This is a genomic window from Roseomonas mucosa ATCC BAA-692 (assembly GCF_000622225.1).
Lineage (GTDB): Bacteria > Pseudomonadota > Alphaproteobacteria > Acetobacterales > Acetobacteraceae > Roseomonas > Roseomonas mucosa.
On the sequence record NZ_JHWD01000003.1, the window covers coordinates 169,793 to 183,829 of the forward strand.

General features: G+C 72.3%; 16 protein-coding genes. 14 read left to right on the forward strand and 2 right to left on the reverse strand.

Annotated features, from left to right (window positions below):
- Positions 1–78 precede the first annotated feature (78 nt).
- The 5 genes from pdxA to BT98_RS0105630 all read left to right on the forward strand — a co-directional run bounded on the left by pdxA (position 79) and on the right by BT98_RS0105630 (position 4,036).
- The gene (gene pdxA, locus BT98_RS0105610) at positions 79–1,104 is read left to right on the forward strand and encodes a 4-hydroxythreonine-4-phosphate dehydrogenase PdxA (RefSeq protein WP_019459872.1); all 1,026 of its coding nucleotides are present in this window, start codon (positions 79–81) and stop codon (positions 1,102–1,104) included.
- The gene (locus BT98_RS0105615) at positions 1,101–1,835 is read left to right on the forward strand and encodes a pyridoxine 5'-phosphate synthase (RefSeq protein ID WP_019459871.1); all 735 of its coding nucleotides are present in this window, start codon (positions 1,101–1,103) and stop codon (positions 1,833–1,835) included. Before pdxA ends, BT98_RS0105615 begins: the two co-directional genes overlap by 4 nt.
- Positions 1,832–2,596: a 2OG-Fe dioxygenase family protein gene (locus BT98_RS0105620; RefSeq protein ID WP_019459870.1), complete on the forward strand. Its 765-nt coding sequence runs from the start codon at positions 1,832–1,834 to the stop codon at positions 2,594–2,596. Before BT98_RS0105615 ends, BT98_RS0105620 begins: the two co-directional genes overlap by 4 nt.
- Before the next feature lie 125 nt (positions 2,597–2,721).
- A complete protein-coding gene (locus BT98_RS23380) occupies positions 2,722–3,084 on the forward strand; it encodes a YXWGXW repeat-containing protein (protein ID WP_019459869.1) in 363 nt (120 codons plus the stop codon).
- Positions 3,071–4,036: an NHL repeat-containing protein gene (locus tag BT98_RS0105630; RefSeq protein WP_139341689.1), complete on the forward strand. Its 966-nt coding sequence runs from the start codon at positions 3,071–3,073 to the stop codon at positions 4,034–4,036. The genes BT98_RS23380 and BT98_RS0105630 overlap by 14 nt, the downstream gene beginning before the upstream one ends.
- 26 nt (positions 4,037–4,062) lie before the next feature.
- On the opposite strand, the gene xth is transcribed toward BT98_RS0105630, so the two are convergent.
- Positions 4,063–4,833 (reverse strand): exodeoxyribonuclease III, encoded by a 771-nt coding sequence (gene xth / locus BT98_RS0105635; protein WP_019459867.1) that lies wholly within the window; start codon positions 4,831–4,833, stop codon positions 4,063–4,065.
- 18 nt (positions 4,834–4,851) lie between these two features.
- On the reverse strand, positions 4,852–5,226 hold the full coding sequence (locus BT98_RS0105640) for a HesB/IscA family protein (protein ID WP_019459866.1): 375 nt from the start codon (positions 5,224–5,226) through the stop codon (positions 4,852–4,854).
- A gap of 248 nt (positions 5,227–5,474) precedes the next feature.
- On the opposite strand from BT98_RS0105640, the gene BT98_RS0105645 reads away from it, so the two are divergent.
- The 9 genes from BT98_RS0105645 (at position 5,475) to tatC (ending at position 14,036) form a co-directional block, all read left to right on the forward strand.
- Positions 5,475–6,620 (forward strand): deoxyguanosinetriphosphate triphosphohydrolase, encoded by a 1,146-nt coding sequence (locus tag BT98_RS0105645; protein WP_037249989.1) that lies wholly within the window; start codon positions 5,475–5,477, stop codon positions 6,618–6,620.
- A gap of 83 nt (positions 6,621–6,703) precedes the next feature.
- Positions 6,704–8,473, forward strand: a complete 1,770-nt coding sequence (gene argS, locus BT98_RS0105650) for an arginine--tRNA ligase (protein WP_019459864.1) — start codon at positions 6,704–6,706, stop codon at positions 8,471–8,473.
- A 65-nt stretch (positions 8,474–8,538) separates the two neighbouring features.
- Complete coding sequence (locus tag BT98_RS23385; RefSeq protein WP_019459863.1) at positions 8,539–9,300, forward strand: SPOR domain-containing protein; 762 nt, start codon at positions 8,539–8,541, stop codon at positions 9,298–9,300.
- On the forward strand, positions 9,297–10,283 hold the full coding sequence (gene nagZ, locus BT98_RS0105660) for a beta-N-acetylhexosaminidase (RefSeq protein ID WP_019459862.1): 987 nt from the start codon (positions 9,297–9,299) through the stop codon (positions 10,281–10,283). The genes BT98_RS23385 and nagZ overlap by 4 nt, the downstream gene beginning before the upstream one ends.
- A 20-nt stretch (positions 10,284–10,303) precedes the next feature.
- The gene (locus BT98_RS0105665; RefSeq protein WP_019459861.1) at positions 10,304–10,999 is read left to right on the forward strand and encodes a site-2 protease family protein; all 696 of its coding nucleotides are present in this window, start codon (positions 10,304–10,306) and stop codon (positions 10,997–10,999) included.
- Positions 10,996–11,775, forward strand: a complete 780-nt coding sequence (locus tag BT98_RS0105670) for a segregation and condensation protein A (protein ID WP_019459860.1) — start codon at positions 10,996–10,998, stop codon at positions 11,773–11,775. The genes BT98_RS0105665 and BT98_RS0105670 overlap by 4 nt, the downstream gene beginning before the upstream one ends.
- The gene (gene scpB / locus BT98_RS23390; RefSeq protein ID WP_019459859.1) at positions 11,765–12,349 is read left to right on the forward strand and encodes an SMC-Scp complex subunit ScpB; all 585 of its coding nucleotides are present in this window, start codon (positions 11,765–11,767) and stop codon (positions 12,347–12,349) included. The genes BT98_RS0105670 and scpB overlap by 11 nt, the downstream gene beginning before the upstream one ends.
- Before the next feature lie 181 nt (positions 12,350–12,530).
- Positions 12,531–13,220: a Sec-independent protein translocase protein TatB gene (gene tatB, locus BT98_RS27755; protein ID WP_019459858.1), complete on the forward strand. Its 690-nt coding sequence runs from the start codon at positions 12,531–12,533 to the stop codon at positions 13,218–13,220.
- A 51-nt stretch (positions 13,221–13,271) separates the two neighbouring features.
- Positions 13,272–14,036, forward strand: a complete 765-nt coding sequence (tatC, locus tag BT98_RS0105685) for a twin-arginine translocase subunit TatC (RefSeq protein WP_051004736.1) — start codon at positions 13,272–13,274, stop codon at positions 14,034–14,036.
- Position 14,037: the final 1 nt, after the last annotated feature.

Here is a 14,037-nt window from a genome sequence, read left to right on the forward strand (position 1 = left end):
AGGCATGTTCCCGCCGCCGCTTTTCTTTGCACGGCTGCCTGCCCCATTCCAGCGATCCCACATCACCTCTGGCCGATCATGGACGCCGAAGCCCTTCCGCTGGCCCTGACGATGGGCGACCCCGCCGGGATCGGCGGCGAACTGACACTCGCCGCCTGGGAACGCGCCCGGCATGGGGCGGGACCCGTCTTCGTGGTGCTGGACGACCCGGCCCGCCTGGCCGCTCTGGCCGCCCGGCTGGGCCGGATGGTGCCGCTGGCGGAGGTGGCGGACCTCGCCGGGGCCGCCACCCTCTTCCGGGAGCGCCTGCCGGTGCTGCCGGTGCCGCTCGCCGCGCCGGTCACGCCTGGGCGGCCCGACGCGGCGCATGCGCCCGCCATCCTGTCCTCCATCGAGACGGCCGTGCGGCTCGCCCAGGCGGGCAAGGCCGGCGGCCTCGTCACCAACCCGATCAGCAAGGCCTCGCTCTACGGCGCGGGCTTCGGCTTCCCGGGGCATACGGAATATCTCGGTGCACTGACCGGCCTCGCCGAGCCGCCAGTGATGATGCTGGCCTGCCCGGATCTGCGCGTGGTGCCGGTGACCATCCATGTCTCTCTGCGCCGCGCGCTGGCGGAGCTGACCACGGCGGAGATCCTCCGCACCGGCCGCGTGCTGCACCGCAGCCTCCAGGCGGATTTCGGCATTGCCGCGCCGCGCATCGCCGTGGCCGGGCTGAACCCGCATGCCGGGGAAGGGGGCGCCATGGGCGACGAGGAAGGGCGCATCGTCGTCCCGGCCATCGAGGCCCTGCGCGCCGGGGGGATCGACGCCTTCGGCCCGCTGCCGCCGGACACGATGTTCACGCCCCGCGCCCGTGCTGGCTATGACGCCGCGCTTTGCATGTACCACGACCAGGCGCTGATCCCGTTGAAGACGCTCGACATGGATGGCGGCGTGAACGTCACCCTGGGCCTGCCGGTGGTGCGGACCTCGCCGGACCATGGCACCGCCTTCGACATCGCCGGTCGCGGCATCGCCGAACCCGGCAGCCTCCTCGCCGCCCTGCGCATGGCGGCGGAAATGGCCGCCCGCCGCAACACCATTCCCGGAGCCGCCACATGAATCTTCCCATCCGGCTGGGTGTGAATGTTGATCACGTCGCCACGCTGCGGAACGCGCGCGGCGGCACGCATCCCGACCCGCTGGCCGCGGCGGTCCTGGCGCTGGAGAGCGGCGCCGACAGCATCACCGTGCATCTGCGGGAGGACCGGCGCCATATCCGCGACGCCGATGTCCGCCTCATGCGGGAGCGGCTGCAAGCCCCGATCAACCTGGAGATGGCCGCGACGGCGGAGATGACGGAGTTCGCCACCGCGATCCGCCCGCACGCCGCCTGCCTGGTGCCGGAGCGCCGGGCCGAGCTGACCACCGAGGGCGGCCTGGATGCCGCCGGGCTGGAGGCGCAGCTCGCCCCTGTCGTGGCGGCGCTGCGCGGGGCGGGGACGCGGGTCTCGCTCTTCCTCGACCCGGAGCCGCGCCAGATCGAGGCCGCCGGGCGGCTCGGCGCCGGAGCGGTGGAGCTGCACACCGGCACCTATTGCGAGGCAGCACCCGGCGCGGCGCGGGACCGGGAGCGGCTGCGCCTGGCCGAGGCGGCGCGGCAGGTCGCGGCGCTGGGCATCGAGTGCCATGCCGGGCACGGGCTGGACTATGTCACCGCCGCCGAGATAGCCGCCGTTCCGGAGATCGTGGAGCTGAACATCGGCCACTTCCTACTCGGCCAGGCGTTGTTCGATGGCCTGGGCGCCGCCGTGCGACGCATGAAGCAGGTGATGCTGGAGCACCGTCCATGACTGTGAATACCAGAAGGCGGGAGGAGCTGGCGGAGGCCATCCGCCAATCGGGCCATGTCTTCCTGCCCGGCCACGAGGTCACGCGCCTGCTCGACCCGGCGGGGGAGGCCCTGGCGAGCGCGCCCTGGAAGGAATTCGTGGCGAGTTGGAGCGACCTTCGTCCCGACACGCACATGGCCGATGGCGGCCGCTACCGCCTGCGCCGCCATGCCGTCTTCGGCGCGGCGCAGGGCGAGCCCCTGATCCAGGGGGCCCACCAGCCGCATTACCAGACCCTGCACCATAACCCGCTGAATGGCGGGCAGGAGCGATGGTTCGAGCCGGTGGATCCCGGCATCGCGGCCGGGGCGCCGCTGTCGCGCCTGCTGAGCAGGGCACGGGCGGTGTTCGAGATGGCCGAGGCGCCGCCGCCCCGCTGGCATGTGGAGATGCACCAGTTCCGCATCGAGGCGCGTCCCAACGCCGCCGGCAAGCCGACGCCGGAGGGCATGCACCGTGACGGCGTGGACTTCGTGCTGGTCACCCTGATCGGGCGCGAGAACGTGGCGGGCGGCGTGACCGGCATCCGCGTGGACGCCCAGGATGGCACCCTCCCCGGCGAGGCGAGCTTCACCCTGGAGAACCCGCTGGACACGGTTCTGCTGGACGACCGGCGGGTCTGGCACGGGGTGACGCCCGTGGTGCCGATCGACCCGTCGCGGCCGGGACACCGGGACGTGCTGGTGCTGACCTTCGCCCGGCAGGCGCCGCGCCGGGCGTGACCCCGCGCCGCCGGGAGGGATGGAAAGCGGGTGGGCCGTCTCTCCCGCTTTTCATCCGGCGGCACGCTCCGGGCAGGATGGCCATGGTGCATCCTGCCTGCCTTTCGCCCGGAGTCCCTACTCTCTTGCCGTTCCGTCCCGCTTTTTCCGCCGCCCGTGCCGTGATGCGCCTCGCGGCTCCGCTCGCCACCCTGGCGCTGGTCGCCGGTTGTGTGCCGCCGCCTCAGCCGCTGCCCACGATGCCGCCCCATGCCTCGCGGCAGCCCTACCCGCCGATCCCCGCCCTGCGTGTCGAGCCGGAGCCGCCGCGCCTGCCCGGCGCGGAGTATGTCTGGCAGCCCGGACACTGGCAGTGGGATGGCGTCACCTATCGCTGGGAGCCCGGCCGCTACGTGCTCCGCCACATCGTGGGCGGGGGCACCTGGAGGCATGGCGAGTGGGTCTGGACCCGGGGTGGCTGGGCCTGGGAACCCGGTGGCTGGCGCTGACGCGGTGACGGGCAGGCTGCGTCGCCGCCACCTGCTCGGCGGGACCCTGGGTTTGGGTGCGGCGGTCCTGGCGCCCGGCCCTCTATCGGCGCAACCGGCTCCGTTACCGGTCTCCGCGCGGGACAGCATTCCCGGGGATGCGCCGCGCTATACCGACCGGGCGCTCAGTGCGGTGCCGAACGAGGCGGCGATGCCGCGCCGCTTCTGGGCGCCCGGGCTGAACGAGGCCTATGTGCCCCAGGGCCTGACCGTGCTGGGCGAGGAGATCCTGGTCGCGGCCTATCAGAGCCTGACGCACGATCAGGCGGACGGCCCCTCGCGAGTCTTCCGGCTGTCGCGCCGGGACGGCAGCCTGCGGGGCAGCTTCGCGCTGCCGGAGGAATTCGGTCATCCCGGTGGCCTCGCCACGGACGGGCAGGTGCTCTTCGCCGCGAATTCGGGCATGGTCCTGGCGCTCGACGCCGCCAGCCTCGATGCGCCGGATGGGCCGAGGCCGCTTGCGACGCGGCGGGTGGACCGGTCGATGGGGCCGGCCTTCCTCGCCTGCGACGGCCGCTCCCTCTGGTTCGGTCCCTGGCGCAAGAGCGGCAGCCCGCGTCTCCATGCCGTGCCGGTGCAACGTTTCGTGGAAGGGGACGGCCATCCCGTCACCCCGGCCGATGCGGTACGCGATATCCCGCTGCCGCTCCGGGCGCAGGGAGCGGCGGCGGATGCCGAGGGGCGGATCTGGATCGCCTGCAGCGCCGGCGCCGCGCCGGGCGAACTGCACCGGCTGGACCCCGAGGATGGCACCCGGCTGGAAAGCCATGGCGCGCCTGGTGGGATCGAGGATCTGGGCTTCGACCGGGACGGGCTGCTCTGGTCGGTCAGCGAGGCGGGCTCGCAACGCTGGAACGGCTGGCCGACCTTCTTTCCGCTGGTCTTCGCCATGGATGTGACGCGGCTGCGATAGGCCCCCGGCCCTGGAGGGAGCGACGCTCAATCCGCCAGGTCGAACAGCACCGGCGCGTGGTCGGAGGGGCTCTCCGCCGCCCGGGCGGCGACATCCACGGAGGTGCCGGTCAGCCGCTCCGCCAGTTCTGCCGAAAGCAGGGCATGGTCGATGCGCAGCCCCCGGTTCTGCTCGAAGGCCGGGCCATAGTCCCAGTAGGTGTAGATCGCCTCCTCCGGGTGCAGCGCCCGCACCGCGTCGGTCAGGCCCAGATTCACCAGGGCGCGGAAGGCGGCGCGGCTTTCCGGGCGCACCAGCGCATCGGTGGGCGGCAGGGTGCGCGGGGCGAGGTCGGCCTCGGTGGGGCAGACGTTGAAATCGCCCAGGATGGCCAGCGGCGTGAAGCGGTCCAGCCGCTCGGCGGTCAGGGCACGCAGCCGCTCCATCCAGCGCAGCTTGTAGGCATAGCCTTCCTCGCCGCGGGAATTGCCGTTGGGCAGGTAGATGCCGATCAGGTTCATCCCCGCCGCCCGCACCTCGATGAAGCGGGCATGGTCGTCCTCGGCCTCGCCGGGCAGGGTCTCGCCCAGCACCTCGAAGGGGATGCGCGAGAGCACCGCCACGCCGTTGCGCCCGCCGGGCTGGCCCACGGCGTGGCAGCGGTAGCCCAGGGCCTCGAACTCCATGGTCGGGAATTCCTCGGTCCTGCACTTCAGCTCCTGCAGGAAGACGAGGTCGGGCTGCTGCCGTTCCAGCATGTGGCGGAGGTTCGGCGCACGCTTGCGCGCCGAGTTCACGTTGAAGCTGCAAAGTCGCAAGGGAGGGGTGACGCCTTCTCAGCCGACCGCGAAGGAGACGCCGCAGCCACAGCCCGAGACGGCCTGCGGGTTGCGCACGGCGAAATGCGCGCCCATCAGCGCATCGGCCCAGTCCAGCTCCGCGCCCTGGAGGAAATCGAGCGAGACCGGGTCGATGAAGACCGGCGCGCCCGTCCCGTCCTCGGCCCGGACGACCGTGTCCCCGGCCTCGGGCTCGTCGGCGAGCTCGAACTTGTATTGCAGCCCGGAGCAGCCCCCGGCCTCGACCGCGAGGCGCAGCCCGGCCCGGGGGCGGCCCTCGCGGGCGGCGATCTCGGCGATCTGCCGGTGGGCGCGCGGCGTGGCGCGGAAGGGCGGGGAAGGGGCTGTCTGGCTACCGTCCGGCATGGTCATCGGGACTCCATCGGTCCCCTAGATAGGACGTCCCGCCACCGCTTTCCAACCGCCTATGCCAGATGAGGGCCATACGGGCGCGGAGCCGGGCGGGAAGGCGGGGTTGCCGCGCCCGCATGGCCGGTGCTAGGGCCGGTACCCCTTTTCCCTCAGATCCGAGCCCACTCCCCGTGCAGGACCCACATTCCGCGACCCGCTCCGGTTCGCCCGCCGGTCCCGACGGGACGTCCGGCCCTCTTCCTTCCGGCCTGGCCCCCTGGGCGGTGAACCCGGCGGCGTCGCGAGGGCGGTTGGTGGCCGAGCCGGGCAGCGGGGCGCGCTCCCCCTATCAGCGGGACCGGGACCGGATCATCCATTCCACCGCCTTCCGGCGGCTGCAGTACAAGACGCAGGTCTTCATCTACCACGAAGGCGACGAGTTCCGGACGCGGCTGACCCATTCCATCGAGGTCGCCCAGATCGCCCGCTCCATCGCCCGGCAGCTGCGGCTGGACGAGGATCTTGCCGAAGCCCTGGCCCTGGCGCACGATCTGGGCCACCCGCCCTTCGGCCATGCCGGGGAGGAGGCGCTGAACGGGGTGATGCGCCCCTGGGGTGGCTTCGACCACAATGCCCAGAGCCTGAAGGCGGTGACGGCGCTGGAACGCCGCTATGCCGATTTCGATGGGCTGAACCTGACCTGGGAGACGCTGGAAGGGCTGGCCAAGCACAATGGCCCGCTGCGCCGCCCGCCACCCTATATCGCGGAGTACGACGCCCGGCATCCGCTGGAGCTGTCCACCCATGCCAGTGCCGAGGCGCAGGCGGCGGCGATCGCGGACGACATCGCCTACAACAACCACGACCTGGATGACGGGCTGCGGGCCGGGATCTTCACGCTGGAGGAGATCGCGCACCTGCCGCTGATCGCCGAGGCGCTGGAGGATGCGCGGGCGCGTGCGCCGGAGGGCACCTCGCGGAGCCGCCTCGCGGCCGAGATCATCCGCCGGGTGATCAATGCCATGGTCAACGACGTGGTGACCGAGGCGCAGCGCCGCATCGCCATCCTGGAGCCGCGCAGCGCCGACGACATCCGCGCCGCCGCCGCGCCAGTGGTGGTGTTCAGCGCCCGCATGACGGCGCTGAACGAGGAGACCCGGGCCTTCCTGCGCGAGCGCATGTACCGCCATTGGCGGGTAAACCGCACGGCGCAGAAGACCCGGCGCGTGCTGCAGGTGACCTTTTCCCTGCTGCATGGCGGGCCGGACATGCTGCCGCCGGAATGGCGCGCCCAGGCAGACGGGCCGGGCAGCGCGCGCACCGCGGCGGTGGTCTGCGACTATATCGCCGGCATGACCGACCGCTTCGCCCTGGAGGAGCACCGGCGCCTCACCGACCCGAACATGCCCGGATAGGCGTGGCCGGAGGTTTCCCCCCGGGAGGCCATGACGCTAGAGAGACCCTTCTTGCCCCGCGGCAAAGCCCACTAGGAACTTCCATGTCACAGGACGTTTTCCAGACCCTGCGTGCCGAGGTCGTCGCGCAGCTCCGCGCCATCCTGCCGGACCTGCCGGAGGAGGCGCTCGCCCGCGTCCTGGTGGAGCCACCGCGCGACCCCTCCCATGGCGACATGGCGACCAATGCCGCGATGGTGGTGGCCAGGCAGGCGAAGCTGCCGCCGCCGAAGCTGGCCGCCGATCTGGCCGCCCGCCTCGCGGCCTCGCCCCTGGTGGCCGAGGCCGCGCCGGCCGGGCCGGGCTTCGTGAACCTGCGGCTGCGTGAGGCCGTGCCGCGGGCCCAGATCCCCGTCGTGCTGCGGGCCGGGGAGGCCTATGGCGACGGCGGGCTGGGCGGCGGCCGCAAGGTGGACGTGGAATACGTCTCCGCCAACCCGACCGGGCCGATGCATGTGGGCCATTGCCGCGGCGCCGTGGTGGGCGACGCGCTGGCCAACCTGTTGGCCAAGGCCGGCTGGGACATCACCAAGGAATACTACATCAACGATGCCGGGGCACAGGTGCAGGCGCTCGCCTGGGCGGCCTACTGGCGCTACCTCCAGGCCCTCGGCACCACGCTGACCGAGGAGGAGTTCGCGGCGCAGGTGCCCGGCGGGCTGCAATATCGCGGAGAGTACCTGATCCCGGTCGGCGAGGCGCTGAAGGCGCAGTTCGGCGACAGCCTGGCGCCCGGCGTGGCGCCCGCCGATCCCGCGCTCTGGCTCGACGCCGTGCGCGCCTTCACCATCGACGCGATGATGGCCGAGATCCGCGACGACCTCGCGGCGCTGGGTGTGAGCTTCGACGTCTATATCAGCGAGGCGCAACTCGTCCGCGACGGCGTGGCGGACAAGGCGATCGCCGAGCTGGCGGCCAAGGGCTATGTCTACGAGGGCGTGCTGGAGCCGCCCAAGGGCAAGACCCCCGACGACTGGGAGCCGCGCCCGCAGACGCTGTTCCGCTCCACGCAGTTCGGCGACGACGTGGACCGGCCGCTGCGCAAGAGCGACGGGTCGAACACCTATTTCGCCAACGACATCGGCAACCATGCCGACAAGATCGCGCGCGGCTTCGACGAGCTGGTGCAGGTCTGGGGCGCTGACCATGGCGGCTATGTCAAGCGCATGCAGGCGGCGGTGAAGGCGCTGTCGGGCGACCGGCCGGTGCCGCTGGACGTGGTGCTGGCGCAGATCGTCAAGGTGATGAAGAACGGCGAGCCGGTGCGGATGAGCAAGCGCGCCGGCACCTATGTCACCCTGCGCGACCTGATCGACGAGGTCGGCAAGGATGCGGTCCGCTTCACCATGCTGACCCGCAAGGCCGATGCCCAGATGGAGTTCGACCTGGACAAGGTGGTCGAGCAGTCGCGCGACAACCCGGTCTTCTATGTCCAGTACGCCCATGCCCGCTGCCGCTCCGTGCTGCGCCAGGCAGGGGACCCGGCACACGCGGAACTGGCGGAAGCCTCGATGGATTCGCTCTCCGATCCTGCCGAGATGGCGCTGATCCGGCGCATCATGGCCTGGCCCCGCACCGTGGAGGCCGCTGCTGCGGCGCGGGAACCGCACCGGATTGCGTTCTATCTGGGTGACTTGGCGGCGGACTTTCACCTATTGTGGAACCGGGGCCGCGATGACGCGACCCTGCGCTTCATCCGGGAGGAAGACCCGGCCGCCACGCGCGCGAGGCTTGCCCTCGTCGCCGCCACGGCCCTGGTGATCCGCTCGGGCCTGCGCGTCATGGGGGTGACGCCAGTCGAGGAGATGCGGTGAGCGAATTTCATACCGTCCCGTCCTATCGGGTTCAGCGCCAGAGCAGTGGGGGATTGCCCTGGCGCATGTTGGCCATGGCCGGCGGGCTGACCGCTGTGCTGGGGGTCGGCGCGGCGGCCGTGTGGGGCGTGTCGCGCGCCGTGTCCAACGGCGTCCCGGTCATCGAGGCCGATAGCCGGCCATTGCGCATCCGCCCGGACGATCCCGGCGGATTGCGCGTCGCCAATCAGGGCGAGCGCATCTTCGAGACGCAGAACCAGCCGCAGCGGGCGCGTTCGGCCCAGCCGGGCGTACCGGCCCAGGCGCAGGTCGCCCCGGCGCCCGAGCAGCCGGACCTGGACGCCCTGCGGCAGGCGGCCCAGGCCTCGCGCATGGCCCAGCGCAGCCAGGCGCCCGCGGTGGCCCCGGTCGTGCCCGCGGCGCCGGCCCCGGTGGCCGAGGCGCCCGGGGCGCCGGCATCCCAGGCTCCGGTGGAGGCGGCGCCCGCCGCCCCGCCGCCGGCCCCGGTGGCACGGGCGCCCGAAGCCGCTCCGCACCCGGAGGCACGCTCCGAGCCCGCCAGGGCGGCAACAGGCGGCAGCGCCCTGGTGCAACTCGGCGCCCTGGGCAGCGAGGAAGCCGCCCATACCGAGTGGAACCGGCTGAAGGGCCGCCTCGGCGGGCTGCTGGCAGACCGGCGGCCCATGGTGGTGCGCTTCGAGCGTCCGGGCATGCCGACCATGTGGCGGCTGCGCACGGGGGGCTTCAGCGATGCCGCCGCCGCCCGCAGCTTCTGCGAGGCCGCCCGGGCCAAGGGCGCGCCGGCCTGCGCGGCGATCGGCGGATGAGCCGCTCCGCCACGCCCGCCGCCGTGATCCTGGGGATCGCCGGCACCACCCTGGCGCCCGAGGAGGCGGCGCTGTTCCGCCGCCACCGGCCGGCCGGGGCCATCCTTTTCGCGCGCAACGTCGCCGACCCGGCGCAGCTCCGCTCCCTGACCGCCTCGTTGCGCGAGGTGCTGGGGGCGGAGGCGCCGATCCTGGTGGACCAGGAGGGCGGCCGCGTCGCCCGCCTGCGCCCGCCGCACTGGCCTGCCTTCCCGCCGGGGGCGCGATTCGAGGGCCGCCCGGAGGTGGCGCTGGAGAATGCCGCGCTGCTGGGCGCCACCTGCATGGAGATGGGGCTGGACGTGGTCTGCGCCCCGGTGCTCGACCTGCGCCATCCCGGCGCGCATGACGTGATCGGCGACCGCGCCTTCTCCGAGAACCCGGCCGAGGTGGCGCGGATCGGCGCGGCCTGGATCGCCGGGCTGCGCGCCGCCGGCTGCATCCCGGTCATCAAGCACATCCCCGGCCATGGCCGCGCCATGGCGGACAGCCATCTCGACCTGCCGCGCGTTTCCGCCACGCGGGCGGAGCTGGAGGCGGACCTCTTCCCCTTCCAGGCGGTCTGCCGTGCCGATTCCGGGCGCGGCGCCTGGGCGATGACGGCGCATATCCTGTACGAGACCTGGGATGCCGAACGCCCCGCCACCCTGTCGCCGCGCGTGATCGAGGGGGTGATCCGCGACGAGGTCGGCTTCGACGGGCTGCTGCTCTCCGACGACCTCGCCATGAAGGCGCTGTCCGGGAGGCCGGAGGATCTGGCGGTCCAGGCGCTGGCCGCCGGCTGCGACGTGGTGCTGCACTGCCCCGGCATCCTGGCCGAGAATGCCGCGCTGCTGGAGGCCTGCCCGCGCCTGAGCGACCGCGCCGCGGAGCGGATGGAAGAGGCCCGCGCCACCGCGCTCGCCTCCCGCCGCCCGCTCGGTGCCGTCTCGGCCTCGGTCTGAGTCCGGTTCCGCTCCCCGTCATGCCCGAATGGCTTCCGGAACTCCTGGCGGCGGCGATCGCCGCCATCCTGGCGATCACCCTGCACGAGGCGGCGCATGGCTATGCCGCGCTCTGGCTCGGCGACGACACGGCGCAGCGTGCGGGGCGGCTCAGCCTGAACCCGATCCGGCATGTGGACCCGGTGGGTACGGTGCTGGTGCCCGGCTTCCTGGTCATCTCCCAGCTTCTGACCATCGGCACGGTGCAGGTCATGTTCGGCTGGGCCAAGCCGGTGCCGGTGAACCAGTTCCGCCTGCGCAACCCTCGCTTCGGCATGGTGGCCGTCGCGGCGGCCGGTCCCGCGATCAACATGGCCCTGGCCTTCCTGGCCGCGCTGTCCGGCCATGTGGTGGATGCCGTGACGCTGCCGCCGGAACTCTCCGCCTGGGTCTACCGCCTGCTCTCGCTGATGATCCTGTCCAACCTGCTGCTGGGCCTGTTCAACCTGATACCGATCCCACCCATGGATGGCGGCCGCATCCTGGGGGGGCTGCTGCCGCCCCGGCTGGGCGTGCCCTTCCTGCGGCTGGACCGGCTGGGCCTTCTGCTGGTGGTGCTGGTGCTGTTCATCCTGCCGCAGCTTTCCTCGGCCTGGGACCCGATGGGCTGGCTGATGCGCTACGCCGTCGGCCCGGCCTTCAACGTCGTCATGCGCGCGGCGGGCTACGGGCTGTGAGCGTCGTCACGCCACAGCCCCAGGCCCTGCTGCTGCGGCTGGAGGGCTACGAAGGCCCTCTCGACCTGCTGCTGGAACTGGCGCGGGCGCAGAAGGTCGATCTGGCGAGGCTCGATATCCTGGCCCTGGTGGACCAGTACCTCGCGGTGATCGAAGGCGCCCGCCGGGTGCGGCTGGAACTGGCCGCCGACTGGCTGGTGATGGCCGCCTGGCTCGCCTGGCTGAAGTCGCGCCTGCTGCTGCCCGACCCCGAGCCGGACGAGGATGCCGAGGCCGCCACGGTCTCGCTCACCGACCGGCTCCAGGGGCTGGAGATGCTGCGCGCGGGGGCCGCCTGGCTGGATGGGCAGCCCATGCTGGGGCGTGACTTCTTCGGGCGCGGCCAGCCCGAATCCCTGGTGCAGCGGCGGGACGGGGAGCTGGAGGCCGACCTGCCCGGCCTGCTGCATGCCTGGGCCACCGCCATCCGCCGCGCCGAGTCGCGTCGGCCCTATGTCCCGAAGCCCCGCAGGCTCTGGACGGTGGGCGAGGCGCTGAGCCGCCTGGAACGGCTGATCGGCGCCGCCGGACCGGACTGGGGGGAGCTGGAGCGCTTCCTGCCGGAAGGGCTGGCGCCCGACCCTGTGGAACGCCGCGCCGCCATCGCCAGCACGCTGATCGCCGGGCTGGAACTGGCGAAGCATGGCGGGCTGGAGTTGCGGCAGGAGGCGGCCTTCGGCCCGATCCTGCTGCGCGCCGCCCGCATGAGCGAGGAGGACACCGCCGATGCTGCCTGAGGCCGCGCTGCGCATCGCCGAGGCACTGATCTTCGCCGCCGACCGGCCCGTGACGGCCGTCCGGCTGGCCCAGGCCCTGGGTATCGGCGGCGACGAGCGGGATTCGCTCGACCCCGCTGCCATCCTGCAGACGCTGCGCGACCGCTATGCCGGGCGGGGCGTGGAACTGGTGGAGGCGGGCGGCGGCTGGAGCTTCCGCACCGCGCCCGACCTGGCGCCGCTTCTGACCCGGGTGGTGGAGGTGCCGAAGCGCCTGCCCCGTGCCGCCATGGAGGTGCTGGCGGCCATCGCCTGGCGCCAGCCGGTGACACGGGCCGAGATCGAGGAGCTGCGTGGCGCCTCGGTCTCCCAGACCTCACTGGAGGCGCTGCTGGAGGCCGGGCTGGTCGCCCCGCGCGGGCGCAAGGAAAGCCCCGGCCGCCCGGTGCTCTGGGGCACCACGCCGCGCTTCCTGGAGCATTTCAACCTGCGCTCCCTGGCCGAGCTGCCCCGGCAGGAGGACCTCGTCGCCCGCGACGCGCCGGTGGTGCTGATCGAGGCGCGGGAGGAGCAGGCGGAAGCGGTGGATTCCTGAACGCGGCTTCATCCGCCGGGGGCCGGAGAAAGGGGGCAGGGGGGTTTCGCTCGGCCTGCCGCCGGTCCAGATAGGAGGCGGGCGCATTGGCGTGCCCGGGCGTTCCTGCTAACGGGGACAGCGCCTTTTCCGAACCCGGCGGCCTCCGGGACACGACCTCTATAGGGCTTGAGCGAAGCACATGTTCGACCTCGCCTGGTCCGAGATCGCGGTCATCGTCGTGGTGGCGATCGTCGTGATCGGCCCGAAGGACCTTCCGGACACCATCCGCACCGTGGCCAAGGGCATCGGCAAGCTGCGCCGCATGGCGGGCGAGCTGCAGGGCCATCTGGACGAGGTGGTGCGCGAGGCGAAGCTGGAGGATGTGCGCGACCAGATCCGCGATATCCGGAACTTCGACATCAAGGGCGAGATCCAGCGCACCGTGGACAAGGACGGCTCGCTCCGCTCCGCCTTCAACGACGATCCCTTCCGCGCTCAGCCCGTGACCCCCTCCGCCGATGCCGCGCCGGCCGTCCAGGCCGCCCCGGTGGGAGAGGCGACGCCCCAGGGCGCCGGCACGGACGCGACCGCCGTGGCGGCGGACCCCGACCCGGCCCGGGCCGCCGATGCGCCCCCCTCCACCTCCCCGGTGCAGGAGGCCGCGTCGCCCGCCGGTCCCGCCGGGGTGATCCCGACCGAGCCGCTGAACCTGGTCCCGGCCTCCGCCCGCCCGCAGCCTGGGCCAACCGCCGGGCTACCCGGTGAGCTGCCCATTCCTGAGGCGACGACGCCGGTCCGCGACGCAGCGGCACCCGCCGCGACGCCGGCCCGGACCGCGGAAGCCCAGACCCTGCCGGCCAGCGAGCCGGCCAACATCCACAAAGCCTGAAAAAGACCGCCTGTGCCCCGCGATCCGGACGATACGATCAACGACAAGCCGATGCCGTTGATCGAGCATCTGCTCGAACTCCGCACCCGTCTGCTCTGGTCCTTCGGGGCCTTCTTCATCGCCTTCGCGATCTGCTACTACTTCTCCACGCAGATCTACGGCTTTCTGGCGCGGCCCCTGGCCGACATCCTGCAGCAGCAGGGCGCGGGCGAGCGGCGGATGATCTTCACCGCGCTCTACGAGGCCTTCTTCACCTATCTGCGGGTGGCCTTCTTCGGGGCGGTGTTCATCTCCTTCCCGGTCTGGGCCACGCAGCTCTGGCTGTTCATCGCGCCCGGCCTCTACCGCTCCGAGAAGCGGGCGGTGATGCCCTTCCTGATCGCCTCGCCGATCCTTTTCGTGATGGGCGCGGCGCTAGCCTACTACTTCATCTTCCCGCTCGCCTGGCGCTTCTTCATCTCCTTCGAGACGCCGAGCGGTGCCGGGGGCGGCCTGCCGGTGCAGCTCGAGGCCAAGGTGAGCGAGTACCTCTCGCTCGTCATGCACATGATCCTGGCCTTCGGTGCGGCCTTCCAGCTACCGGTGGCACTGACGCTGATGACCCGGGTCGGCATCCTGACGGTGGACCAGCTCAAGAAGGGGCGCCGCTATGCCATCGTCGGCATGTTCATCGCCGCCGCGGTGCTGACGCCGCCGGACGTGATCAGCCAGGTGGGCCTCGCCGTGCCGCTGCTGCTGCTCTACGAGCTGTCGATCATCGCGGCGACCTGGATGAACCGCCCGAAGAAGACCCCGGCCGACAAGACGAAGACCTGAC

Coding starts and splice junctions, on each gene's coding strand:
- tatC (WP_051004736.1), top strand. CDS start 13,272: ATGCCGTTGATCGAGCATCTGCTCGAACTCCGCACCCGTCTGCTCTGG.
- BT98_RS23385 (WP_019459863.1), top strand. CDS start 8,539: ATGTTGGCCATGGCCGGCGGGCTGACCGCTGTGCTGGGGGTCGGCGCG.
- tatB (WP_019459858.1), top strand. CDS start 12,531: ATGTTCGACCTCGCCTGGTCCGAGATCGCGGTCATCGTCGTGGTGGCG.
- BT98_RS0105640 (WP_019459866.1), bottom strand. CDS start 5,226: ATGACCATGCCGGACGGTAGCCAGACAGCCCCTTCCCCGCCCTTCCGC.
- BT98_RS0105620 (WP_019459870.1), top strand. CDS start 1,832: ATGACTGTGAATACCAGAAGGCGGGAGGAGCTGGCGGAGGCCATCCGC.
- nagZ (WP_019459862.1), top strand. CDS start 9,297: ATGAGCCGCTCCGCCACGCCCGCCGCCGTGATCCTGGGGATCGCCGGC.
- BT98_RS0105665 (WP_019459861.1), top strand. CDS start 10,304: ATGCCCGAATGGCTTCCGGAACTCCTGGCGGCGGCGATCGCCGCCATC.
- BT98_RS0105615 (WP_019459871.1), top strand. CDS start 1,101: ATGAATCTTCCCATCCGGCTGGGTGTGAATGTTGATCACGTCGCCACG.
- argS (WP_019459864.1), top strand. CDS start 6,704: ATGTCACAGGACGTTTTCCAGACCCTGCGTGCCGAGGTCGTCGCGCAG.
- pdxA (WP_019459872.1), top strand. CDS start 79: ATGGACGCCGAAGCCCTTCCGCTGGCCCTGACGATGGGCGACCCCGCC.
- scpB (WP_019459859.1), top strand. CDS start 11,765: ATGCTGCCTGAGGCCGCGCTGCGCATCGCCGAGGCACTGATCTTCGCC.